A 23,540-nucleotide genomic window follows, 5' to 3' on the forward strand; every position below is an offset into this window, starting at 1 on the left:
ACACCACTTAAGTGATTCTTACAGACCTATATTACAGTGAGATAGTTCCATAATTATCTGTAGTTTTACTTAGAGTTAGATATTAGTTCTCTTTCAGTGAACAAATGGTTCTTTAAAAAGCGTTAGTTAAGCGTACTTCCACTGGTTAGACTCCCGAGGAAAGCACGTACCTGCTCAACCTATTAGCTTTGTAGTCGAAGGATAATGTATGAATATGAATGAAATGTTAGGTGTTGATGTCTCTATTATCCAAGCGCCTATGGCTGGAGTGCAGGATTGGCGATTGGCGGCTGCTGTATCCGATGCTGGTGGATTAGGCTCTATTCCTTGTGGGATGTTATCTACGGAGCAGATATGTGCCGAAATTGAGCAGTTTATAGCGTATACAAATCGCCCTTTTCACCTTAACTTCTTTTGCCATCAGGTCCCTTCAGTAAGCGATCAGGAGATAGCTGCTTGGATCGATCAGTTATCGCCTTACTATCAGGAAGCGGGGCTAGAACCTGAATACAGTGCGAAAGCGTCACGCATGCCTTTTAGTAAAGAGACCGCTGATGCAATCGAAAAATATGCGCCGCCTGTCATGAGTTTCCATTTTGGGTTACCAGAACCTGATCTTCTAGCGAGAGTAAAAGCCTGGGGAGCGACAGTGCTTTCGAGTGCGACAACGGTCGAAGAGGGTATCTGGTTAGCTGAAAATGGTGCTGATGTAGTGATTGCCCAAGGTGTTGAAGCTGGCGGCCATCGAGGCATGTTTTTAACTAAGGATTTGGAAACCCAGCTAGATACAAAAACGTTGGTAGCAAAATTATCTGCTGAGCTTTCGATTCCAGTGATTGCTGCGGGTGGTATTGCTGACCAGAGCGATATTAAAGATATGTTGGGTCTAGGTGCTCAAGGAGTGCAGATAGGCACAACTTATCTGTTATGCGATGAGGCTAAGACCAGCGAAATCCATCGGGCGATGTTGCAGCAGACAGATATCCCTACCGCCATTACAAATCTTTTCTCAGGTCGACCTGCTAGAGGCATTCGAAATCGTGTTATGCAAGATCTGGATGACTGGTCAGAAGTGGCATTGGCTTTTCCTTTCTCTACTCAAGCGATCACTCCTTTACGTGGTTATGCCGAAAGCAAAGGCTTAGGTGATTTTACACCCTTATGGTCAGGAGAAAATCGTTCTGGGTGCAGGGCTATATCTGCACAGGATTTAACCGTCGAATTGTCGCTAGCCTTTGAAGCATAAGTTAACTATTTTTAACTCGTTTTAAAGGGACAATCTATTTCTTCTGTCCGCGATCTAACTTATAGTCCTTTTATCAGAATGATTCTCTTTTAAAGGGATTAGGGATAGTTAAGGAGTTAGATGTGGACATTGGATTAATTGTTACGTTGGTTGTTCTGTTAGGTGTGATTTTTTACATAGTCAGCATCTACAATAGCTTAGTGAAATTGAAAAACCGTTATGAAAACGGCTTTTCGCAGATCGAGGTGCAGCTAAAGCGCCGTTACGATCTTATTCCTAACTTAGTGGAAGTCGCTCAAGGCTATATGAAGCACGAGCGTGAAACGCTTGAAGCGGTCATTCAGGCGAGAAATGAAGCGTCCGCTTTGTTAAAAGGTGCGGCTGCGGTACATAGTGCGGACTCGCTACAACAGTTGTCAGGTGCTGAGAATCAGCTGCAGTCGGCTTTGGGTAAGTTGAACTTTGTAATGGAAGATTACCCAGATCTAAAAGCCAATGAAAATATGATGCAACTGTCGGAGGAGCTATCATCCACCGAAAACCGTGTCGCGTTTTCTCGCCAAGCGTTTAATGATTCGGTGACTGAATACAACACTTACCGCCAATCTTTCCCACCCGTTTTCTTCGCAAACATGTTTGGTCACTCTCAAGATGCGACTTTGCTTGAGTTTGATGACAGCGAGCAGATTCAAGCAGCGCCGAAAGTAAGTTTCTAACAACTTGCGAGGTTGCTGATTTATGAATTTTTTTGAGCAACAGGACAAAGCCAGACGCAATACCGGCTGGCTTGTCTTTCTTTTTTGCCTAGCTGTTCTGAGCTTAATTCTAATTACCAATCTTTTGGTGGGTATCGCTTTTCAGCTTATATCAGGTGACACCACAGACATTGCTGCAGTCTACGGTTCCTCCCCATTTGAAAATCCAGGTATTTTCTCTTGGCGGAACTTTGCACTCATTAGCTTGGCGGTCGGAGGAGTGGTTGGCTGCGCTATTTTGTACAAATGGTGGCAACTATCCTCTGGTGGTAAAGCGGTGGCTGAGTCTCTAGGTGGTGTACGTATCTTGCCTGACAGCGAAGAACCAAATGAGCGCTTGGTGCTTAATGTTGTTGAGGAGATGGCGTTAGCCTCGGGCATGCCTGTTCCACCGGTTTACCTTATGGCACATGAGATGGGGATTAATGCCTTTGCCGCAGGAAATACCCCAGCAGATGCGGTGATTGGTGTTACCCAAGGGAGTATCGAACACTTTAAACGGGACGAACTCCAAGGTGTTATTGCGCACGAATTTAGTCATATCTTGAATGGCGATATGCGTCTAAATCTACGTTTGATCGCTTTGCTGCATGGCATTGTATTTATTGGTCAAGTCGGTGAGTTATTTGCTCGCGGCGGCAGTGATCGTCGTTCTGATGGTCGAGTGGCTCTTCTAGGTATTGGCTTGATGATCGTTGGTTGGCTAGGGATATTTTTTGGCAAGCTAATCAAATCTGCTGTCAGTCGACAGCGAGAATTTTTAGCAGATGCTAGTGCAGTGCAGTTCACCCGTAATCCTGAAGGTATTGCAAATGCATTAAAGCTGATTGGTGGATATTCGCCGGGTAGTGAGATCAACAACTCTCATCGTAGCGAAGTGAGTCATCTGTTTTTTGGCCAAGCGATCTCTAGTCTTTCCAGCCTATTTGCAACGCACCCTCCAATTGTTGATCGCATTCTACGTGTCGATCCTCACTGGGATGGCAACTTTCTTTATCGCGGTAACGAAACCCGAGAGCGAAAGCTTGAAGAAGAGCAGCAGAAAAGCGAAGAAAAGCGCCAACGGGTTCAAGAGGTTGCTGCAATAGGTGCAGCGGTTATGACGGGTACTGGGGAGAGTGCTTTAGCGGATAATAGTTTGAATGCTGCGCGAGAGAAAATAGATCTAATCCCTGAGTTTTTGTATGAACAGGCGAAAGAATCTTTAGGCGCGATGTCTGTCTGTTGCTCCTTACTGCTCCATAGTGAAGGTGAGCTACGCCAGAAACAACTGGAGATGATTAAGGCAACGGGGTTTCAAGGCTTAGAGAAAGAAGTACTTAAAACAGCTCAGGCGGTAGATAACCTTCAAGAACATTGTCGATTACCACTGATCGAGTTATTACTGCCAGCATTGAAATGCATGTCAGCTGAACAGTATAAGCAATTCAAGCGTCTACTCATGCAGCTGATTAGAGCGGATAAGAAAACTGACCTATTCGAATGGTGCTTATTCCAGTTGGTTCAGCATTACCTTGCAGGGGAGCATGACCCTGAGCTAAAGAGTGCTCCGCGTTATAAAACACCAGGTCAGATCGGTGATGAATATGCGCAAATATTATCTGCTGTGGCTCGTTTTGGGCATGAGGATGAAGAGTCTGCAGAAAGGGCATTCAATCGAGGTGCAGGTGCGGTTTCGCTCTACAATATCCACCTTTTACCGGCCGAAGAGTGTGATGTTCAGGTGTTTATCAAAGCCGTAAATGTACTTGGGCTTGCGTATCCGTTGCTGCAGCGCCGCTTACTAATAGGTCTTTGTCGATGTATTGAGCATGATGGCAAGCTTACAACGACAGAACGCGAGTTAATCACGACTATTGCGGCCATAATGGGATGCCCTCTACCAAAGCTAGAGCATCTAGATGAAGGTGAATAGACAGCAAGCCCTCACAGGGCTTGCTTAACTAATAATGAGGGACGTTATTTCTAACAGGCAAGTTGTCTATTGGAGGTGAGTCGCTCCATCTCTTCTTCTAAGTGTGCTGATGAGTAGTCAACAAATTTACGGCCAGCGACTAAGCGGCTAAGTGAACGCCCCTCTAGATGGATATATACTCGGTCATGAGAACGGTGGAATTCAATGACTTTACCGTTCCCATCCTTTTCAAAGTGCCCATCGGGACAGACTTTATCTAATTGTACAGAAAGCCCATCAGAGTTATTTGTCTGTTTGATGACTGTTGCAGGAATGCAGTGTCCGCTTTCTAAAATGGTGACGCCGTCACCGATGGTGTAGTTACAGAATTTATCTTCGGCTTTACGTTGTAGTAGTTCGTCGACCACGTCGATAAGAATATTTTTAACGACCTCATGGGCTTCAAAAGAGCCTAAAAGATTTTCGCAAAAAGCACGGTGATCAGTGGCGGCATGCCAAGCAGCAGCATTATTATCATTTACTGCCTGACGAATAAGTTGATTAAACCGATTGATATCCATCTACTTCTCTCCCTGAGTTATTGACTACCTTGTTAGGGTGGACTCTCAGTAGATTAGACGTGATTAAGCAAAACTCAAGAAATCTTCCCATTGAATAAGTTGAGAATTTTTCAATATAAAGTAGTGGTAAAGGTGTTTTTTTTCTACTTCTAAAGTAGTGGCTTTGCGCCTAGAGATCTTTTTTCCACTCTAAAGAGAGTGAAACTGAATCTGCAAACCTTAGGGCGTGGGGTTTGTCGATGGTTACTTTGGCATAAACTGTCCATGGGTGGGTTGTGCAGATATCTAGTACATCGGAAACGAGCTTTTCCAATAATAAGAAGCGACCGTCTTCCACATGTTTTATCACTTCTTTGGTGATGGTTTTGTAGTTAAGGGCCTGATCAACATCATCATCTGCAAATGCTTTGCTCGCTGGATATTGAATTTCGATATTGATGACAACATCCTGCTGTTTTTCCATCTCTTCAGGGTTAAAACCGATAAAGGTACGTAAACGAAGATTGGTTATGTTGATGATTGCGTTACTGAGCATGGAAGTCCTTTTGGTCACAGGAATAGTTAGAGTTCAGTTTATAGGGAGTTTTATGATGAAAGTAGTGCCTTCACCTGTTTTACTTTGTAATTGAATTTCGCCGTTATGTTTTTTGATGATGTTGTGTGAAATGGCTAGCCCCATACCTGTACCTTGTCCTATTGGTTTAGTGGTAAAGAAAGGGGTGAAAATATCTTTCTGTACCTCTTCGGATATGCCGCAACCATTGTCAGCTATTTCTATATATACGTATTGATCATCGTGTTTGGATCTCACTGAAATACGGGGGCTTTGAGAATCGACTGTAGCGTGCTTGGCATTCAATATCAGATTAAGAAAAACCTGATTCAGTTCATTTAAGTTACATTGGATCTTGGGAAGAGGCTCAACTGAGACATCTAAAGCTACAGAATTTTTTAGTTCGCTTTGCAGCAGCTTTAATGTGCTGTTAATACCTTCTAACAGATCGTAGCTGCCGTGATCACCTGCTTGGGTCCTAGAAAAACTGCGCAAGTTTTGAACGATATCTTTAACGCGTTGCAAACCTTCTTGAGTATCTTCCATTAATTGAGGGATATCTTCGGAGATAAAATCGATATCTTGATCAATTAGTTGCTGCTCCAAATATTCTCTCTGATCTGTGGGAAGTTTCGGCAGTAATTGCTTTATTTCAGTGAAGAGCAGGTTATAGGCGTCAAAATACTGCTTCAGTGATTCGACATTGCTTTTAATGAAGGCGACGGGGTTATTGATTTCGTGTGCAACGCCAGCCGATAGCGTACCTAATGTCGCTAACTTCTCGTTTTGCAGCATCAAGGCTTGTTGTTTTTTAAGCTGTTCGTAACTTTGCTCGAGATGCTGATTTTTTTGATAGAGCTCTCGCGATTTTTCTTCTAAAAGGTGCTCAGCTTCAAGCCGTGCTTTGCGCTCGCGCTCATATGCTTGTTTATAGGGATTAGGCGCATTGGTCATGTGTGAAACTCAACGATAATGTCGCAATGGGGATCGCCTTTATGACAGCAAATATCGTGAGTAATCGATATGGGCGTCTGGTATTTCTTTGCAGCACCTCTAATTAGCCCCTCAGCTAGAATGCATAGCTTTCTGGGTGAGGTGTAACGCATCAGCAGTGATCCATTTTCTAACTTTTCGTATTCAAACCGAGGTAAGGCTGGGTTATCAAATAACTTTTTAACTTCTAAATGTATGACACCATCCACGCTTTCAAGGAAGCTACAAAGATCAGGTTGCTTCTCAAGAAAAACAGGATATCTCCGGGCTAAGTTATCAAATAGAAACTCGCCAAATGCGCCGACTAATGTACCTGCTTCTATACCTGTTTGTTCTGAAATTTCAGTAACTAATGCAAAGAGCTCATCATCCGGGTAGGTTTGACCTGCTGTATAAACCCCATCGAGTGACAGCTTATCTAAAATGGCATTCCATCGTTCTAGGCCGCATTGGTCTAGTACCATCTCTTCTAGAATATTGAAAATAACTCCTTTCATGCGCGCTACCTTCATTCCGTCGATTTAAGTTGTGATCTTCAATATAGACTATTTTATGGCTGCTGGCATAAATGTCCTCTTGTTCATGAGGTAACAGACTGATTTTGTATTCATGACTCAGTTTTTTATATGACTTTTGTGACAAATTGGAAATTCGTGACTACTTTAAATTAGTAGATCAGTATTTAGGGCAGGCGGATTATGAAAACTTATACATCGGGAGATGTCGCACAAATTTGCGGTGTAAGTTTGCGTACGGTTATCCGTTGGATAGAAAAAGGTGAATTAAAAGGATTTAAGCTGCCAGGTCGCGGGAATAACCGAGTATCGGAAGAGAATTTAATAAATTTCCTCAAAGCTCATGATATTCCCTTACCCGAAGAGTTGTTTAGCCCAGGCGAGAATTTAATTTTAATCGTTGACGATGAACCCGCTGCAGCAAGAGCGATACAACGAGTGTTAAGAGGAGCCGGATACGAGACCAAAATAGCAGTGAATGGCTTTGAAGCAGGTTTGTTGCTCACGCAGTTAAAGCCTGCGGTTATGACACTAGATCTTAATATGCCAGGGTTGAATGGTGAGGATGTTATCAGTTACGTTAGACATGCAGATAATCTAATATCTTCACGTATATTAGTACTCTCTGGTGCTTCTGATGCTGCGTTAGAAAGAGCGGTAAAACTGGGTGCTGATAGTTGCCTATCGAAGCCTTATGTTAATTCTGAGCTGCTTAAACAGATCGAACAGTTAATGGAACACTCGCAAGAAAAGCTAACTGAAACCTCTAGAGCAATCTGATTATGAAACAGGGAAACGTTGTATTTATTGATGATGAGGTGAGCACCCTACGGGCGTTTAGGAGAAGCTTAAGGGAGTATGCCAGAGAATGGAACTTTGTCTTCGAATCATCTCCTCTTAAAGCACTTCGGGTCATCAAAGATCAGAGGCCTTCTATCGTAATTAGTGATAAACGCATGCCGGAAATGGACGGCGAGCAACTGCTAAGGGCAGTCAAGGAGAGTGTTCCTGAAGCGATGCGTATTTTAATCAGCGGTGATACCAGTGATAGCACTGTGTTGGCTTCTGCTGATGTTGCTCACCTACTTTTACCTAAACCTTTTGAAGCACAAGAGCTAGTTGAAGTGCTTGAAAGGGCAAAGGCGCTAAAACACATCCCTATTTCAGATGCCCAGCGGAAGCTAATCGGGTCTTTGCAGCACCTGCCTTCATTACCTTTAGTGTATAGCAGACTTAAAGAGTATTTAGTCAAAGCAGATGAACCTGAAATTAGCCAGTTGTCGTTAATCATTGAAGGCGATCCGGCGATCTCAGCCAAAGTTATTCAAGTGGCTAATTCTAGTTTCTTCGGTTTTCAATCGAAGACGGATAGTGTAAATCAAGCAATTATGCGTCTGGGTGTTGGGCTTGTTGAGAATTTGGTTCTTTTTTTCGGGATCTCTCTACAAGAACCTAATCAATTTGATGCGGGCCAAGCTCAGAAAGTAGTAACTTTACTGGAAGAGATGCACTCAAATATAAATCTTGATAACTCTGGAGATCAGATTTATCTGGCAGGCCTTTTTCATGGCATTGGGTCATTAGTTGAGATGGACGATCTATCTGAAATAGATGCAATCGGTGCTTATTTACTGAAACTATGGGGGTTTTCACCTGACGTAGTAAATGCAGTTTTATATCAGTCTTGCCCATTGAATCAAGAGCCTTTATCGACATTAACTTGCCAACTTTTCGTTGCCAAACGGATGGCGAGTGGACATCAATCTTTGGATGAAATTTCAGAAGAGATTCTGGATTGTGCGGAAATTATTGTTAAGGAGAGCACTTAATGAAAACCTTACATTCATTGGCATTGGCGAGTTTAATCGCTTTTATGCCGGTTAAATCTTTCGCTGAAACATTAACTTTAGGAATCGTACCGCAACAATCAGCTAAGAAGTTAGCGAAATTATGGACACCGATTAGTGCTTATCTAAGTGAAAAGTCAGGTGTGAAAATTATGTTTGCTACTGCTCAAGATATTCCTACTTTTGAAAAGAGGGTGTTGGCAGGTGAGTACGATATCGCTTATATGAATCCCTATCACTATACGGTGTTTAGTCAGAAGCCTGGTTATCGGGCGATCCTAAAACAGAAAGATAAACGTATTAAAGGGATTGTTGTCGTACAAAAAGATAGTCCTATCCAGAGCTTGTCAGAACTTGATTCAAGCGTGCTCTCTTTCCCTTCTCCAGCTGCATTCGCAGCCAGTGTACTGCCACGTGCAAAGATGAATAAGGATGGCATTAACTTCGAGCCTAAATATGTTTCCTCGCATGATTCGGTATACCTCACGGTATCACGGGGTTTATTTCCAGCAGGTGGCGGGGTCATGAGAACTTTCAACAACACCGACCCTAAAGTAAAAGAAAATCTACGTGTTCTGTGGACCACGCCAGGTTACACCCCTCACGCCATTGCTGTTCATCCTCGTGTTGATGGTGAAAAAATGCAGAAAGTACAGCAAGCCTTTTTAAGTATGAATGAAGATCCTGAAGGTAAGGCACTATTAAAATCCATCAATTTCAAAGGGATGGAAGTTGCTGCCAATGATGACTGGGATGATGTAAGAGACTTGGATATTAAGTTGCTCGAACATCTATTGCAGTAACGGCAGGAATTAGTAGTGTCTCTTCGCCTTAAAACTATACTAGGTATCGCCACGATTGAAGCCTTATTGCTGCTGCTATTGATTAGCATGACCTTAGATTACCTTCGAACCACTAACTATGAAGGTTTAACTAAGCGTGCTCAAACAACCGCGACTTTGTTTGCGACTACGTCTAAAGATGCGGTTCTCAGTTACGACTTGGCTTCTTTGGAAGCCTTCGTCTCTGAAGTGATGGTCAATCCAGACTTAGTTTACGCTCGCGTACTTGGGCCGGAAAACATAGTGTTTGCCGAAAAGGGCAGCGCGGATGTGTTGTCGAAACCCTTTTACGCAGATCAATCCGTTTCGACCGTTGAGGACGGTATTTTTGATACCTACGCAGAAATCTCAGAAGGGGGGCAGGTTTACGGTCGAGTAGAGTTAGGCTTAGATATCAACAGCCTAAATAAAACCATTGAAGAGGCTGAGCAGCGAAGCGCATTGATTGCGGCGATAGAGATGGGGCTGGTGGCCCTGTTTTCTCTGATATTGGGTACCTATCTGACTCGCCAACTCAAGGTGCTGACACAAGCTGCTGAGGTTATATCGGTTGGTGATTTCGAAGTTAAGGTGCCTGTTAAGGGGCGTGATGAAGTTGCGGATGTAGCACTCGCTTTTAATGCGATGGCAAGTAATCTGCATGAAGCGAGTGCACGTAGAGATGAGTTTGAAGTACAACTGACAGAACTCAATCGCTCCCTTGAGGAAAGAGTTAAGGCGCGTACTAAGGAGTTAGTGGCTAAGAACGAACAGTTGGAACAGGCCAATAAAGAGATAAAAGAAGCGCAAGCTAAATTGCTACAGTCAGAGAAAATGGCCTCTATTGGCGTGCTGGCGGCAGGCGTTGCTCACGAGATAAACAACCCCATGGGGTTTGTGATTAGTAATATTGGCACTTTAGAGCTCTACGCAAATAACTATCGTCAATTACTTGCTGCACATCAAGAGATCATAGAGACCCCCGAGGGTGAAAAGCGCGATAGTCTTATTGCTCAACTTAAAGAGTTGCAGGAAGAGCTTGATTTTGAATTTATGAATGAAGATATGGATGAACTGCTCAAAGATACTAAAGAAGGTTCGTCTCGAGTCAAAGATATAGTTCAAGGTTTAAAGGCGTTTTCTCATGTCGATCAGGTTGAAAAGTATGAGCTTTGTAATCTGAATGACTGTATTGAAGCAACCTTAAAGGTTGTGAGCAATCAGTTGAAGTACCACTGTGAAGTATCCACTGATTTAGCGGAAATTCCATTAACTTATTGTTTACCCGGTAAAATTAACCAAGTACTTTTAAATTTACTGGTGAATGCTGGGCAAGCTATTACCGATACGGGTTCGATTTTTGTAAGCTCTACAATTAATGAAGATCGGATAGAAATCAGGATTAAAGACTCAGGCCAGGGGATTGCACAGGATCAGTTGGATAAACTGTTTGATCCTTTCTACACCACTAAAAAAGTGGGTGAAGGTACAGGACTAGGCCTATCTATCTCTTATGGCATCATTGTCGAAGAGCATAACGGTGAAATCTTGGTGGATAGCGAACTGGGTAAAGGAACTTGTTTCACCTTGAGATTGCCCGTATTAACCAAGGAACCTTCTCTAAAGGCGAAGCCTGAATCACACGACCTAGTAAAGGAGTAAAAATAGGTTATGAGTTATCCGAATAATACGATACTACTAGTTGATGATGAGCAGGCCGTTCTAAATTCGCTTAAACGTTTATTAAGGCCGCTAAGATGTAAAGTGTTGACAACGGTTTCTCCTGTGGAAGCACTAGAAATATTGCGTGAAAACCCCGTAGATATTTTGGTTAGTGATATGCGTATGCCTGAAATGGGCGGCGAAGAGTTTCTTGAGAAGGCTGCGCAAGAATTCCCTGATGTAGAACGAATAGTTATTTCTGGTTATGCCGAGGCGCAAGCGGCTATCGATGCCATTAACCGCGGTAAAGTCAGCCGCTTTTTACTAAAACCATGGGAAGACAGTGATGTCTTAAAGATGGTTGAAAAAGGTTTTCAGCTTGCAGGCCTGCAGCAGGAAAATGAAAGACTACAACAGGAAACCAAAGAGAAGAATGAAGAGCTAGAAGCGCTCAATCGCTCCTTGGACCAAAAGGTTCAAGAGCGTACTCGCCAACTTAAAATGGCGAATGACCGTATTAAAGAGAGTTATCGCTCAGTCGTTCGTATGTTCTCCACCCAAATTGCGCGCCGTTTGGGGATAAAGGCTACAAAAGAAAACAGTAAGCTGAACCAGTTGCTTGTTGCTGTTGCAAGTAAAACAGGCGTAGAAGGACAGGAGTTAAAGCAACTTTATTATGCTTGGCAGTTGCGCCAGATAGGTAAACTGAGCTTCTCTGATGACTTAATTAAAAATCCCTACCTAGCAATGAATACTGAGCAACAACGCACCTTTCAGCAGCATCCCCTGTTAGCTCAAGCAGCATTGCTATTAGTTAAACCGTTATATCCAGCTGGTCAGATTATTCTGCAACACAAAGAATATTTGGACGGTAGTGGATTTCCTAAAGGTCTATGTGGCGATCAAATCTCTATTCGGGCACAAGTGCTTTGTGTTGTGAATGATTACGTAGAGATGATTACCGGTTTGTATGATGAGCGGCAATACAGCACGACGGAAGCTATTACTTACATGCAATCTACGGCTCCGGAACGTTATAACCAACAAGTGGTAAACATCTTGGCTGAGGTTGTTGAAGGGTTGTCTAAAACGGGTGATGTTCTTAATGATAAAAAGGTCCTTAGTGACCAGGTCCGCAAAGGTATGAAACTAAGTCGTGATCTAATCAGTCGCGAGGGAATATTGCTACTCAGTGCAGGGCAGGTTTTGGATGATGTCTCTATTGAGCGTATTCGAGAAATGGAATTTAACCTAGAAGAAACTTTAGAAGTGTACGTTTCTCAAAAGTAATAGCTTGGTAGAGGGCGCTGCATGGATGTTCAGGTACTACTGGTTGATGATGAACCCCATATTTTAGCTGCACTAAAACGGCTAATGAGACAGGCTAGAATATCTGTAGCGACGGCCTCTTCAGGGCAGGAAGCATTGGATTGGCTTGGAAATAATCATGCAGAAGTTATCTTGTCAGATTTCCGAATGCCGGGCCTATCAGGGACCGAACTATTAACCAAAATAGAAGCAAAGTGGCCTGAAACTAAGCGTATTATTCTGAGTGGCAATGCTGATTTTGATACGGTTCTGCAGGCAGTTCACAGCGGTGTGGTACATAAGTTCTTAGCTAAGCCTTGGAGCAATCAGGAACTCACCGAACATATACAATCTTCTCTATCGCAGGTTGAGACGGAAGCGGGAATTACGCCTCAGTCTAAGCAAATTGCGACTCCTTTAACTGATCTATTCCCACAAGCTACAGCTACTCAATTACAAGTCATCTTGGATACTGTGATCGACGGTATTGTTACCATAGATGAAAAAGGCAAGATCGTTTCGGCTAATACCGCTATTGAAAGCATTTTTGGTTATTCTAAAACGGATTTAATCGGACAAAATGTTTCCCTGTTAATGCCCGAGCCCTATCGAAGTCAGCATGATCACTACCTTGCTCAATACAAAGGTGTGGGTTTAAAAGAGGTGGTTGGCAATCAGAGGCGTTTGGTAGGTCTGCGTAAAAATGGTGAAGTCTTTCCAATTGAATTAAGTGTCTCTGAGATTAATATCGAAGGTCAGTCCAAGTTTCTAGGGATGATCAGAGATATCAGTCGCCGAGTCAGCGCCGAAAGTGAAAACGAACTGCTTATCGGTGCTTTAGAGATGGCCCAAGATGGTTTTGCGCTGTTTGGTTCTGGGGATAAGTTACTTAGGTTTAATCGCCAATTTAAAGACCTATACAGTAAATATGGTGTCGACCTTTCGGGAAATATCACCTACGAGTCATTTTTTCGCAGCTGTGTAGAAAAGGGGTTATTTTGCGAAGCGCAAGGCAACCCTGAACCGTGGATAGAACAACAGCTTGCGCTACATGAATCTCTACCTGTCGTTGAGCAATATGAATTAGTGCCGAATGTATGGATCGAGATCCATGAAACTCAGGCCGATAACGGCGCAATCATCGTTTCTCACCTTAATATCAGTGAGCTTAAACAAACCCAGTTTTCCCTTGAGCAAGCTGTCGCAGAAGCCAATCTAGCGAACAGTGCCAGAGGTCGTTTTTTGGCGATGATGAGTCATGAGATTCGTACTCCCTTAAATGGCGTGCTGGGTTTATTGCAACTGTTACAAGATACGCAACTTGATCCATCCCAAGCTAAGTTTGTCGAAAGTGCTTTAGCGTCGGGGCAGGGCTTACTCACGATCATTTCTGATATTCTCGATTTCTCGAAGATCGAAGCCGATAAATTAGAGATCATTCCAGCACAATGTAATCTACGTTTGCTGCTCAGTCAGCTCGAGCAGTTACTTATGCCGCGTGTGGAAGAAAAATCTATTGCGCTCGATTTTCAGATCGATCCGTCGATACCTGATTGGATTGAAATAGACGAACAACGATTACGCCAGATACTGCTAAATCTTCTCAGCAACGCGATCAAATTCACAGACTATGGTGAGGTTAGTCTCCAAGTAGATTTACAAGTTAACAATTGCTTGGGCTTTAAAGTGATTGATACCGGCATAGGTATCCCTTGGGATGAACAAGGGCAGATCTTTTCTGAATTCACTACCATCAGTAATACGCAAAATCGTCCCTACGAGGGTACAGGTTTAGGTCTTTCAATAAGCCAAAAACTGGTGAATTTACTGGGCGGCGAACTGCAATTTAGCAGTGAGCCGAGTAAAGGTAGTACATTTAGCTTTTCTTTGGCTGTTGTCGAATCAGTTATCCCAGCTAACAGCGTAGCAGTTACAGGTGATGTCAGATTTAATGCCACTGCTTTAGTGGTCGATGATAGTGCGACTAACCGGATTGTAGTCGAACATATGCTGGTGTCCTTGGGACTTAAAACCGTTTGTGTATCCAGTGGTGCTGAGGCGATTGCAGCCTACCAGCCGGGGCGCTTCCAGTTGATCTTTATGGATATTTCCATGCCTGATATGGATGGCTATGAGACAACTGAACGACTGCGCTTGCGAGACGATTGGGACTGTACCCCGATCATTGCTTTTACTGCGTACGTTATGCCTGAAGATAGAGAAAAGATAAATCGATATGACATGTCGGGTTATCTGGAAAAGCCGTTAGATAAAAAAGTGCTGGTTCAGGTCATTTCCCCTTTATTAGCGACTTACAAGGTTGATTCACGTAAACAGAGTATCGAATCCGTTGTTGCGGATGATGGCACAGAATTGCTAGAACCTGACTATGTCAATCAGTTAGCACGTGATACATCAGAAGAAGTTCTGCCCCAGTTAGTCAATGTTTTTAAAGAGGATGTTGATAAAAGGTTAGAGGAGCTTTCTAACCCAGATATTAATGATGCGGTTCTCGAACGTAACCTCCATACCATTGGCAGCAGTTCCGCTTTGTATGGCTTGATGGCCCTATCTAAGAAAGCTAGAAGTCTTGAGGCCGTTTGCCGAGAGGGTGGGTGCGTAAGAGCATCGCTGCTCGATTTTTTGACGCTCGCCCAGCAAAGCTTAGATTGTCTGGATCAGTTTATGTTGGAAAGAAAAGCTTAAGCGTTTTCTTTCCAACTATTCCGTTTTCGATAGATGGTAGCAGCACTGATTTTTAGATAGTGTGCTGCCGTTGGAATATTACCCCCACACAGATCAATTGCTCGTTCAATTGCTTCTCGTTCTATATCTGCCATCGGCCTGATAAGCTCTGAAAGCTGATCTTGAACCGGGCTTGATATATCTGAAGGCGCAAATGCGGGGGCAGTAGCCATCGGTTCTGGTGCCGCAGTAGCTAAACTATGTACTGCCGCTGATTGCACCGGTTTGATACAGCTATCCAAAGGAGCAGGTAGCATAGCTTGTGTGACTTCATCACCATTGTGTAGTACCACGATATTTCGGACAACGTTTTGTAACTGACGAACATTACCCGGCCAATCGTAGTTGCTTAAAATAAGCTCGGTTTCAGGTTCAAAGCGCTTAAAGCCTTTGCCTTCCTCTTCGGCGTACTGAGTTAGGAAGCTCTGTGCTATTTCGATAACATCATTCTCTCGCTCTCGTAGCGGTGGCAGATGAATCGGAAGAACATGTAATCGGTAATATAAATCTTCGCGGAAATTACCTGCTTGAACCTCAGCAAGAGGGTCTTTGTTACTCGCACAGACAATTCGGACATCGACCTTTTCGGTTTTATCACTACCGACTTTTTGCAGGGTGCCGGTCTGTAAAAAACGTAAGAGTTTTGATTGCAGGGCAAGTTCCATCTCACAGATTTCATCAAGGAACAGAGTACCGCCATTTGCAGCGCTGGCAGCACCGTCTCGATCACTAACAGCACCGGTAAAGGCCCCTTTTTTATGACCGAAAATCTCGCTCTCGATTAGATCTTTTGGAATAGCGCCGCAGTTTAATGCGATAAAAGGTGATTTTTGGCGTTCACTTCGTTGATGGATCGCTTCAGCGCAGACCTCTTTACCGGTACCACTTTCACCAGTGATAAAAATGGTAGCTTTCGAGCTCGCCGCGCTATCGATCACTTGATAAACCCGCTGCATCGACAGAGAAGAACCAATAAAGCCACAGAAGTTGTGACGATCGATCTCTTCTCGATAAGTTTCGACAATACGTTTGAGTTTTTGGCTTTCGAAGGTGTTGTTGAGTGTGGTGACTAAGCGGTCTTTGCTGAACGGTTTAACTAGATAATCGCGGGCACCCAGTCTCATCGCCTCAATAGCGGTGTTCATTGAGCAATCGCCCGTAGTGACAATCACTTCAGTGGCTATCTCTTCTTGATTTACTTTCTCGAGAATCTCTATCCCGTTCATATCGGGTAAACTGAGATCGAGGAGAATGCCGTCGAAGCTCTCTTTCTGTAAAGCTGCTAAGGCTCCCTGGCCTGTTTCTTCATGGTGAATCTGGTACGGCAAACCGGTGAGGTAGCTACGGTAAACCGCCGCCATGGAAACATCATCTTCAACAAGCAGAATACGATTAACTTCAGGTACGGGCATAGGAAATCCTCTCCAACCAAAAACCTACCCTTAGCCTATGCTACAGGGTAGGCTGTTACAAGCACCAAGTGATTGAATTTTATCCGATATCGGTTTGGGCACGGAAATGACAGAAATATTAGGCGAATGGCATTTAAAACCTCAGTTGGAAGAAGCGCGTAGGGTGCGAGAAGAGCTCGCTATCCTATTGGAACAATTTGAATGCAAAAACAAAGATGCATTCCTGTTAGCGACCGCAGAGTTAATCGTTAATCTATCGCGCTACCCTGACCCCAAACCAACCGAAATTGCTCTGACTTTGAGTCGAGATCAATTTGATTACTGGCTAGAACTTCGTGATAACGGTCCGAGCTTTAGTCAGTTTAGTCAGATGTTGGACGATACCGAGGACTTAACTGCTGCCGAAAGCGGAATGGGCTTAAAGCTGTTAGCCCATTATTTTGATGACATGCACTATGTCCCAGCCTGTTATCGGGACGATGCCTGTAATGTCATGGTGTTACGCCAGGCAAGGCCGCAGGCTAAATCAGCTCTCACCGTGCTAGTAGTGGATGATGATCCAGCCTATCGCTTAGTTATTGAGCAATATTTACTAGCGCAATATAAAGTGCTGAGTGCAGCATCGGTGGCAGAGGCGTTTCAATCTGTTCTTAAATACAAGCCGGATCTGGTGGTGTGTGATATCCACATGCCACAAGCCGATGGTCCAGCCCTATTCGATAAGATCTCCCATATCCCTGATGTCGCCGATACTGCGTTTATTTATGTGACCGGTTGTATAGAACCAGAGCTGCTCAACAAAGCCCTAAGACGTCCAATTGATGATTTGCTTTCCAAGCCTGTTAGCAGGGAACAGCTGCTGAGTACGATTCAACGGGTCGTCTGCAGGCGCGAGCATCTTAGTGCGCAGATTCACCAAGAGGTGGATCAGAAAGTCACGCTAGGGCTACGGCCAAGCCTTCCCAAGCAGATCCCAGGCTATGAGATAGAGCTCAGAACCGTCAATCCAGAAGCGGGAGGCGGGGATTTAGTTCAGTTTTATCCACAAAAGGATCGATCTCTGTTTCTATTTGCCGATCTGATGGGGCATGGTTTGTCTGCCAAAGGATTTTCTTATGCCCTTGCTGGCTATTTAAGAGGGCTTTGCTCTGCTTACTCTTCGCTGGGTATAAAATTACCCGTGTTGTTTAATCAGTTAGCCCTTGGCTTTGATGAAGACCCAGTACTCAAGAAAACCTTGGCGACCATTGCAGCAATGACTTTATCTCCAGATGGGGATGTATCCATCATCAATGCTGGCCATCCGAATCCTATCCTGTTTAGTGATACCGAGGTTAAAGATATTGAGGCTAAGTCGCCAATGCTTGGTATGGGGATTGAGGGTTACCAACAAGCGTGCTTTTCTCTAGAGATAAACGATAGGATTTTGCTTTATTCAGATGGTTTTAACGACGCGGCGGTTGATATGCCAAAAGAGCTCAAAGCAGCTATTGAACGTAGTCGTCATCTGCCTTTAGCGGCAGCGGCTGATCATCTGTTGCAAGCGCGTTTGAACCTGTCTGCTCCTGATGATGATCTCACGCTAATCTTGCTGGAGCGGACAGGAAGTTAGAGCTCCTGATTCAATAAGGTCATCTGGCTAAAACGTTTGCGTAGGTACTGCATCAGTTTAGGTAGCCTTTTTTCGAATCGATAAGTTTCTCGGACGAGCTCCTGTTGTAGGGAGGGTGCGAAGCGATCATTCATAATGATACCAGCCAGAATAGCTCCACTATTTTTCAGTGTTTCCCTTGCTTCATCCACTTGAGATTCAGTGGTTCGTCCAGTCACTATATTCAGCAGCGTCGCTTTGCTGGCCGAGCAGATGATATCTACAGGTAGATGGTTATCGTGTTGTAGCTGTGATTTTTCGGTTAATACCGGCGCACAGTCACAAATCACCATATCGAACAGATTTAGGCAACTGTTTAAAAAAAGCTTAAGGGTTTCTAGATCCCTAAACTCTACACAGTGACTCGACTGCACTGGGCAGTTTAAAACCATCAAGCCCGGTACATCGGTTTCTTGCGCGGCATGCTCCCAGTGGCCAGTTAAAGGTAGCCACTCATTATTGGTGAGTGATAACCAGTTGGCTAACTGGGGGTTACCGGTATTCAATTCTATCAACAAAATCCTTTTACCTGCCTTAGCTGCTCGCGTCGCGACAGCTAAGGCCAGTGAGGTGTTGCCTGCGTCAGATTGGGTACTACAGATGGTAAATTGCTGTAGGTTCTGGCGCAGTACGCGTGCGTAAACGGTTTCTATCGCGCTATGTCTATGCAAAGCTAACATTGTTGTTCTCCTTTACAGACCAACCAGTGTGGCAAACGATATAACAGTTACAGATTCCTGTAGGGTGCTGACAAATCGATACCAGGTACTTTGCTCTTTACCCGGTATATACAGGGTGTCTCCGGAGCGAATCACCGGTAGGTCGCGGTAATCACCGGTTTTTGCAAAATCGACAAGGTCGAATAGACGGGAGTGAGCTTCGCCATCAATACGGTTAATCACCATAATTCGATCCTGCAGAGCGCTGTTTAGTGGGCCGCCGGCTTCGGCTAACAGATCCAAGACAGTCATGTTGTCATCAAAGCTATAGCGACCTGGACGCGCAACCGCACCCAGTACACGAACTACAGTTTCTTTTGGCTTTTCCAACCAAGCACGGTCACGTTTCGGGATAAAGATCACATCTTCGTTTTTCACTGTAGGCAGCAGAGTTTCATCACCTGTTTGGAAATAGTTGTGAAGATTCAGATGGCTAACTTCCGTTTTACCCTGTTTACGATGAGTGATACGTACGCTAGATAGATCCGCCAACCCTGTAGGGCCTTGCGCTGCGGACAAAATATCAAGGAAGTTTAGTTCGTTGTTAAAGGCGTAACGGCCTGGCGCACCCACTTCACCAAAGATATAAATAGAACGGTCGCTAGACTGTCTTACCCACTGTGAACGGTTGTCATTTGGATCTTTAGGTAGTTCTGGGATCACCACGGTATCACCGGCGCGAATGCGTGGAATCTGGCGAATATCACCGCCTTTATCTAGGAAGTGTTTTAGGTCAAAGCTTACAGACTCAGTGACGCCGTTACCTCGGTTTTGCAGAATCTGCAGGTGAGCAGTGTCAGCGCTGGCAATTGGGCCACCGGCATGGGCAATCAGATCCATCATGGTCATTTCAGATGCCCATTCGTAACGGCCAGGTCTTCTTACCGCACCGATAATTTTAACCGCACGATTAGGATGAACTTTTAACCAGCTTTTCTCATTCATATCTGTTTTTTCAGGTACGAGGATTGCATCGCCCGGAAGAATTTCAGGCAAACTACCGCGACGTTGACCATCGACATAGCCTTGTAAGTCAAAAGGAACGACTTGGCCATCGGCACGGATAATGCGAATCTGACGGGTTTCAGCAAAACGCGTTGGACCACCTGCTGTCGCTAATAGATCATAGAAACCACTTTCTTCACCCATCTCCATAGCACCGGGTTTGAAAACTTCACCCATGACATAAACGGTACGAGAGCCACTTTGAACTTGCTCGGTCGCTTGAGGGATAAAGATCACATCACCTTGATGGATTTCAGGCATAAGGGCAGGGTTACCGGTGTCTAGATATTCACGCATGTTGAACGGGAAAGGCTGACCGTTGTGGATAACACGGATCTGCTCAATACCTGCATAGCGTGTTACACCACCGGCACGCATGATTAGATCCATTACCGATGCTTTATCTTTATAGGCAAAGGTACCTGGGCGATGAACCTCACCAAATACTTTCACGGATTCACCGTTTTTACCGGCATCACCAGATGCAGTCAGTGTACGGGCATCGAAATCGACTTGGACATTACCAATCAGTGGAGACGCTGGCACAAAGATTACATCCATAGGATTAAGAGCGGGTAGAGAGCTAGGATCACCGCTGTCCAGATAGCGTTTGTAATCAAATTCGATCAGCTTGTTTTTTCTACGGATCTGCAACTTGTTTAGTTGCGCACCTTGAGCCAGACCACCGGCTTTGTTAATCGCCATTTGGACGTTGGAATGGATCGGTAGATCTACAGCCCCAGGTGTTTTGACATAGCCTAATACAGTGACCGAAAGGCGACGCTCTTGCAGGGATATATCAAATTTTGATAGATCCTTATAAACACTTCCAAGGCGGTTTTTAAGCAGGGCTTTGGCTTCTCTTAAGTTGCGTCCTTCGAGGTTGATCGCACCAATCTCAGGCAAAACGATCTGTCCTTGTTGGTCCAACTGAAAGCTTTGTTCAAATGCGCTTTCACCCGGTAGTTTTATCTGAATCATGTCACCTGGACGAAGTGTTTCAGCCCAAAGGTTACCGCTGAAAAGTACAAATAAGATGAGTGTTCTGATTAGAGGGATCATATGCATGCCTCCTGAGTTAGCTGTTGGTTGCAATGGCTTTTCACTCTTAAGGAAGCAGCTCCGTTCTCTAATATATGCAGTAACTTTTCTGCTTGCTCTAAAGGTAGCTGGGCTTGCATAAGGTAATTTGCCTCATACAATCTTCTGCTACGGGTGACCAGCAATTGAATCTCTTGATAGATCGCTGGATATTGGTCTTGTTTGCCATCTAAATTGTGTTCACTAATGACCGCTTCGCACTTTTTCAGCCTTGATTGCAGTGTGGGAACTTCGCTTTTAATTGGGAAACGCTCCGCCACACCGCCTTCGCCTTCAGGTACTAGGTAGAAGCAGCCTGAAGAGGTCATTAGCGTTGTGTGTAACAGTAATAGTGAGATCAATTTCATTGCTCTGGCCTCAGTCCTGAACAGTGATCGATTGATCAATACGAAGGTGTTTAAGCAGCTCTAGAGGCTGGCCATGTACACCGCAAAGGCTAAGCTTGCGTTCTTTGGAGCGTAAGCGTTTGAAAAGGAAGACGATGGCGCCAATACCGGAAGAATCGATAAACTCAATTTTTCCTAAGTTAAGGACTACGTCAGATTGATCCTGAATTAATTCATCGAATTTTGGTCGAAGAATCTCTACGGCAAGAGCATCTAATGATCCTTCAATCTCAAGATGTAGTTCATTTTGTACGGTTTCTAAAGTTGGCATAACGATTCTCCTTATGTCGGTTATGACTAAGAAGGAGCAATCCCTATGCCATAGAGATAACATTTTGATTTTTAAGGATTTAATGAATTTATGGTTCGTGTGAAATGAGAATGAAGTTCGCTATTCTCATTTTGCGAATCAAATTGTAAAACGTATTTTGAGTGCTGTATTGTTGGGCTTGGATGAGCTCAGAGCTATCTATTTAGACTCGCTCTGAGCTACGACCCTTTTTCATCGTTACTGCCCTCGTCCGCACACCATCACAATTAGGGTTTTAAACATGATGCCGAAATCCGAACGGAGCCAGCCTACTAAGCTTCCAAGGCTGAGAGCATATGCATGATCGAAGGCAACCTTAGAGCGCACATCATCGATGTTGCGGTCGTAACCTTGGTTAACTTGAGCGAGGCCTGTAATTCCCGGTTTAATGCCCCACGTACGCTCTGCAAAAAACGGAATCGCGTGTTCCAGTTTTTGATAGAAACCTGGGCGCTCTGGACGTGGCCCAATCAATGACATATCGCCTTTAAGAACATTAAAAAACTGTGGTAGCTCATCCAGTCGAGTCTTACGAAGGAAGCGGCCGACTGTCGTTACTCTAGGGTCATCTTCTGTTGCCCAGGTTGCGCCGGAAACGGCTTCTGCATCTAAACGCATAGTGCGGAACTTATACATCCAGAAGAGTTCTGTTTTTTCGCCGTTAGCATGACCAATACGGAGCTGTTTGAACAAGATTGGTCCAGGTGAGCTGAGATAGGTTGCTAATGCAATAAAAGGGTAGAGAAGAAGACAAATAATCAGCCCTGTGGTTGCAACTACTATATCCATTAAACGCTTGGCAAAAATCACGGGTGTTGGAATATAACTGTTCATGACAATCTCTCCTTATATGACATTAATCTCTAACTGATTTCCAATGGCCTTTCTCTAAACCTGCTAAGTAGCGCAGACATCCAGTAAGGCCGTTGTAGTAACCGTTAATGACATAAAAACCGAGTTTGAAAGGTTTATATAAGATATGAGTTGGAGTTTTGTTTTCTGGAATCAGTGTAGATAGGCGTGCCAACGCAATGCCTAGCAGTTGTAGCCCACTGAAAATGGCAAAAGCATCTAGATCGAGCGCTAGTAAACTGCACAGGATAAATTGCGCGAGCAAGATCAGCGGCATCAGGCCTCGTAGCGCTTTACCGGAAAAGAAACTGAAGGCTGTTCCACCAAAACTTGGTGAAAGTAACGTACTCAATCTGAGGACTTGTTGTAGGTTACCTGCGGCGATACGAATGCGACGTTTATGATCCATATCGAGGGAGGACGCTTCTAATTCCAAACCGATTAGGTCACAGTCATATTTACCCTCATAACCCTGCTCGATGATCTGCATGGGCAGAATAAAATCATCATTGATCGTATTCGCCTGTAGAGGAGTAAATAGGTCTTGGCGGATAAAATACAGAGCGCCATGTACACCAATTGCGCTACCAATACTCGCTTCACCTTGTTTGAGCTTAGTTTGATAGTTCCAGTACTGCTTTTCACCCTCACTACCGGGAGATAAGAGTTTGTAGGTAGCTGCAACAAAGCCCGTTTTAGGATCATCGAAGTGGCGATTAACCAGCTTTAATGCATCAAATGAGATCAACGCGGAAGCATCACTTAACGCCACGATGTCAGCATCGATATTCGGGATGATCTGGTTGATCAGTGCTACTTTTCCGTGGTTTTTGCGGAAGTTCAGGATATTGACATTTAAGTGAGCTAATTCAGGTGCTTTTAGAGCCTCACGAGCAACTTCTGCTGTTCTATCCTTGCAGCCATCACAGGCGATAATGACCTGCAATTTGTCGCTTGGGTAATCCAAACTTGCGATATTTCTTAGCTTATCTGCAATGAAATTAGCTTCATTGTAGGCTGGTACAAAGATACATAGGCTTCTGTAATTCGGCTCACCCATATTCTTTTCTCGTGGTGAAAGGGATCTCTTATTCAGCTGATTCATGATCAGAGGATAAGCGATATGGTGATAGATAATTAAGACCCAACTTAGGGCAAATAGGCTCAATAAGAAGATAATCATT

General features: G+C 44.2%; 21 protein-coding genes. 10 read left to right on the plus strand and 11 right to left on the minus strand.

Annotation, left to right across the window (positions count from 1 at the left end):
• The first annotated feature begins 208 nt into the window (after positions 1-208).
• The 3 genes from ACMXYU_RS04165 (at position 209) to ACMXYU_RS04175 (ending at position 3,916) form a co-directional block, all read left to right on the plus strand.
• On the plus strand, positions 209-1,246 hold the full coding sequence (locus ACMXYU_RS04165) for an NAD(P)H-dependent flavin oxidoreductase (RefSeq protein WP_415900342.1): 1,038 nt from the start codon (positions 209-211) through the stop codon (positions 1,244-1,246).
• Between the two features lie 122 nt (positions 1,247-1,368).
• Complete coding sequence (locus ACMXYU_RS04170; protein ID WP_415900343.1) at positions 1,369-1,962, plus strand: LemA family protein; 594 nt, start codon at positions 1,369-1,371, stop codon at positions 1,960-1,962.
• A gap of 22 nt (positions 1,963-1,984) precedes the next feature.
• A complete protein-coding gene (locus ACMXYU_RS04175; RefSeq protein WP_415900344.1) occupies positions 1,985-3,916 on the plus strand; it encodes a M48 family metallopeptidase in 1,932 nt (643 codons plus the stop codon).
• Between the two features lie 50 nt (positions 3,917-3,966).
• On the opposite strand, the gene ACMXYU_RS04180 is transcribed toward ACMXYU_RS04175, so the two are convergent.
• From ACMXYU_RS04180 to ACMXYU_RS04195, 4 genes are all read right to left on the minus strand, one after another.
• Positions 3,967-4,476 carry a hypothetical protein gene (locus tag ACMXYU_RS04180; RefSeq protein ID WP_415900345.1) on the minus strand — a complete coding sequence of 170 codons (510 nt, stop codon included), beginning with the start codon at positions 4,474-4,476 and terminating at the stop codon, positions 3,967-3,969.
• 169 nt (positions 4,477-4,645) lie between these two features.
• Positions 4,646-5,011, minus strand: a complete 366-nt coding sequence (folX, locus tag ACMXYU_RS04185) for a dihydroneopterin triphosphate 2'-epimerase (RefSeq protein ID WP_415890536.1) — start codon at positions 5,009-5,011, stop codon at positions 4,646-4,648.
• A 33-nt stretch (positions 5,012-5,044) separates the two neighbouring features.
• Positions 5,045-5,983 (minus strand): sensor histidine kinase, encoded by a 939-nt coding sequence (locus tag ACMXYU_RS04190; protein ID WP_415900346.1) that lies wholly within the window; start codon positions 5,981-5,983, stop codon positions 5,045-5,047.
• Positions 5,980-6,519 (minus strand): heme NO-binding domain-containing protein, encoded by a 540-nt coding sequence (locus tag ACMXYU_RS04195; protein WP_415900347.1) that lies wholly within the window; start codon positions 6,517-6,519, stop codon positions 5,980-5,982. Before ACMXYU_RS04195 ends, ACMXYU_RS04190 begins: the two co-directional genes overlap by 4 nt.
• Before the next feature lie 201 nt (positions 6,520-6,720).
• On the opposite strand from ACMXYU_RS04195, the gene ACMXYU_RS04200 reads away from it, so the two are divergent.
• Genes ACMXYU_RS04200 through ACMXYU_RS04225 form a run of 6 tightly spaced genes read left to right on the plus strand, consistent with a single transcriptional unit; the run spans position 6,721 to position 14,881 of the window.
• A complete protein-coding gene (locus ACMXYU_RS04200; protein ID WP_415900348.1) occupies positions 6,721-7,317 on the plus strand; it encodes a response regulator in 597 nt (198 codons plus the stop codon).
• Between the two features lie 2 nt (positions 7,318-7,319).
• A complete protein-coding gene (locus ACMXYU_RS04205; RefSeq protein WP_415900349.1) occupies positions 7,320-8,366 on the plus strand; it encodes an HDOD domain-containing protein in 1,047 nt (348 codons plus the stop codon).
• The gene (locus ACMXYU_RS04210) at positions 8,366-9,187 is read left to right on the plus strand and encodes a phosphate/phosphite/phosphonate ABC transporter substrate-binding protein (protein WP_415900350.1); all 822 of its coding nucleotides are present in this window, start codon (positions 8,366-8,368) and stop codon (positions 9,185-9,187) included. Before ACMXYU_RS04205 ends, ACMXYU_RS04210 begins: the two co-directional genes overlap by 1 nt.
• A 15-nt stretch (positions 9,188-9,202) precedes the next feature.
• Complete coding sequence (locus ACMXYU_RS04215; RefSeq protein WP_415900351.1) at positions 9,203-10,867, plus strand: sensor histidine kinase; 1,665 nt, start codon at positions 9,203-9,205, stop codon at positions 10,865-10,867.
• A 9-nt stretch (positions 10,868-10,876) separates the two neighbouring features.
• Positions 10,877-12,157 carry an HD domain-containing phosphohydrolase gene (locus ACMXYU_RS04220; protein ID WP_415900352.1) on the plus strand — a complete coding sequence of 427 codons (1,281 nt, stop codon included), beginning with the start codon at positions 10,877-10,879 and terminating at the stop codon, positions 12,155-12,157.
• Positions 12,158-12,178: 21 nt separating this feature from the next.
• On the plus strand, positions 12,179-14,881 hold the full coding sequence (locus tag ACMXYU_RS04225) for a response regulator (protein ID WP_415900353.1): 2,703 nt from the start codon (positions 12,179-12,181) through the stop codon (positions 14,879-14,881).
• Here the strand turns inward: ACMXYU_RS04225 and ACMXYU_RS04230 are convergent.
• A complete protein-coding gene (locus tag ACMXYU_RS04230; RefSeq protein ID WP_415900354.1) occupies positions 14,878-16,332 on the minus strand; it encodes a sigma-54-dependent transcriptional regulator in 1,455 nt (484 codons plus the stop codon). The genes ACMXYU_RS04225 and ACMXYU_RS04230 overlap by 4 nt on opposite strands.
• A 106-nt stretch (positions 16,333-16,438) precedes the next feature.
• Here ACMXYU_RS04230 and ACMXYU_RS04235 point away from each other — a divergent pair, with 106 nt between their 5' ends.
• Positions 16,439-17,944, plus strand: a complete 1,506-nt coding sequence (locus ACMXYU_RS04235; RefSeq protein ID WP_415900355.1) for a SpoIIE family protein phosphatase — start codon at positions 16,439-16,441, stop codon at positions 17,942-17,944.
• Here the strand turns inward: ACMXYU_RS04235 and ACMXYU_RS04240 are convergent.
• The 6 genes from ACMXYU_RS04240 to ACMXYU_RS04265 all read right to left on the minus strand — a co-directional run bounded on the left by ACMXYU_RS04240 (position 17,941) and on the right by ACMXYU_RS04265 (position 23,539).
• Positions 17,941-18,663, minus strand: a complete 723-nt coding sequence (locus ACMXYU_RS04240) for a hypothetical protein (protein ID WP_415900356.1) — start codon at positions 18,661-18,663, stop codon at positions 17,941-17,943. The genes ACMXYU_RS04235 and ACMXYU_RS04240 overlap by 4 nt on opposite strands.
• Before the next feature lie 12 nt (positions 18,664-18,675).
• Entirely contained in the window at positions 18,676-20,769 is a 2,094-nt protein-coding gene (locus ACMXYU_RS04245; protein WP_415900357.1) for an SLBB domain-containing protein, read from the minus strand.
• On the minus strand, positions 20,766-21,155 hold the full coding sequence (locus tag ACMXYU_RS04250; RefSeq protein WP_415893688.1) for a hypothetical protein: 390 nt from the start codon (positions 21,153-21,155) through the stop codon (positions 20,766-20,768). The genes ACMXYU_RS04245 and ACMXYU_RS04250 overlap by 4 nt, the downstream gene beginning before the upstream one ends.
• 10 nt (positions 21,156-21,165) lie before the next feature.
• The gene (locus ACMXYU_RS04255) at positions 21,166-21,465 is read right to left on the minus strand and encodes an STAS domain-containing protein (protein ID WP_415890550.1); all 300 of its coding nucleotides are present in this window, start codon (positions 21,463-21,465) and stop codon (positions 21,166-21,168) included.
• A gap of 237 nt (positions 21,466-21,702) precedes the next feature.
• Positions 21,703-22,338 (minus strand): sugar transferase, encoded by a 636-nt coding sequence (locus ACMXYU_RS04260; protein WP_415900358.1) that lies wholly within the window; start codon positions 22,336-22,338, stop codon positions 21,703-21,705.
• A 22-nt stretch (positions 22,339-22,360) separates the two neighbouring features.
• Positions 22,361-23,539: a glycosyltransferase family 2 protein gene (locus ACMXYU_RS04265; RefSeq protein WP_415900359.1), complete on the minus strand. Its 1,179-nt coding sequence runs from the start codon at positions 23,537-23,539 to the stop codon at positions 22,361-22,363.
• Position 23,540 lies beyond the last annotated feature (1 nt).

The organism is Neptuniibacter sp. QD48_11 (assembly GCF_047778095.1).
Lineage (GTDB): Bacteria > Pseudomonadota > Gammaproteobacteria > Pseudomonadales > Balneatricaceae > Neptuniibacter.

What these genes read in the sequence shown, in the direction of transcription:
- ACMXYU_RS04165 (WP_415900342.1), top strand. Translation starts at nt 209, where the DNA reads ATGAATATGAATGAAATGTTAGGTGTTGATGTCTCTATTATCCAAGCG.
- ACMXYU_RS04175 (WP_415900344.1), top strand. Translation starts at nt 1,985, where the DNA reads ATGAATTTTTTTGAGCAACAGGACAAAGCCAGACGCAATACCGGCTGG.
- ACMXYU_RS04180 (WP_415900345.1), bottom strand. Translation starts at nt 4,476, where the DNA reads ATGGATATCAATCGGTTTAATCAACTTATTCGTCAGGCAGTAAATGAT.
- folX (WP_415890536.1), bottom strand. Translation starts at nt 5,011, where the DNA reads ATGCTCAGTAACGCAATCATCAACATAACCAATCTTCGTTTACGTACC.
- ACMXYU_RS04190 (WP_415900346.1), bottom strand. Translation starts at nt 5,983, where the DNA reads ATGACCAATGCGCCTAATCCCTATAAACAAGCATATGAGCGCGAGCGC.
- ACMXYU_RS04195 (WP_415900347.1), bottom strand. Translation starts at nt 6,519, where the DNA reads ATGAAAGGAGTTATTTTCAATATTCTAGAAGAGATGGTACTAGACCAA.
- ACMXYU_RS04200 (WP_415900348.1), top strand. Translation starts at nt 6,721, where the DNA reads ATGAAAACTTATACATCGGGAGATGTCGCACAAATTTGCGGTGTAAGT.
- ACMXYU_RS04205 (WP_415900349.1), top strand. Translation starts at nt 7,320, where the DNA reads ATGAAACAGGGAAACGTTGTATTTATTGATGATGAGGTGAGCACCCTA.
- ACMXYU_RS04210 (WP_415900350.1), top strand. Translation starts at nt 8,366, where the DNA reads ATGAAAACCTTACATTCATTGGCATTGGCGAGTTTAATCGCTTTTATG.
- ACMXYU_RS04220 (WP_415900352.1), top strand. Translation starts at nt 10,877, where the DNA reads ATGAGTTATCCGAATAATACGATACTACTAGTTGATGATGAGCAGGCC.
- ACMXYU_RS04225 (WP_415900353.1), top strand. Translation starts at nt 12,179, where the DNA reads ATGGATGTTCAGGTACTACTGGTTGATGATGAACCCCATATTTTAGCT.
- ACMXYU_RS04230 (WP_415900354.1), bottom strand. Translation starts at nt 16,332, where the DNA reads ATGCCCGTACCTGAAGTTAATCGTATTCTGCTTGTTGAAGATGATGTT.
- ACMXYU_RS04235 (WP_415900355.1), top strand. Translation starts at nt 16,439, where the DNA reads ATGACAGAAATATTAGGCGAATGGCATTTAAAACCTCAGTTGGAAGAA.
- ACMXYU_RS04240 (WP_415900356.1), bottom strand. Translation starts at nt 18,663, where the DNA reads ATGTTAGCTTTGCATAGACATAGCGCGATAGAAACCGTTTACGCACGC.
- ACMXYU_RS04245 (WP_415900357.1), bottom strand. Translation starts at nt 20,769, where the DNA reads ATGATCCCTCTAATCAGAACACTCATCTTATTTGTACTTTTCAGCGGT.
- ACMXYU_RS04250 (WP_415893688.1), bottom strand. Translation starts at nt 21,155, where the DNA reads ATGAAATTGATCTCACTATTACTGTTACACACAACGCTAATGACCTCT.
- ACMXYU_RS04255 (WP_415890550.1), bottom strand. Translation starts at nt 21,465, where the DNA reads ATGCCAACTTTAGAAACCGTACAAAATGAACTACATCTTGAGATTGAA.
- ACMXYU_RS04260 (WP_415900358.1), bottom strand. Translation starts at nt 22,338, where the DNA reads ATGAACAGTTATATTCCAACACCCGTGATTTTTGCCAAGCGTTTAATG.
- ACMXYU_RS04265 (WP_415900359.1), bottom strand. Translation starts at nt 23,539, where the DNA reads ATGATTATCTTCTTATTGAGCCTATTTGCCCTAAGTTGGGTCTTAATT.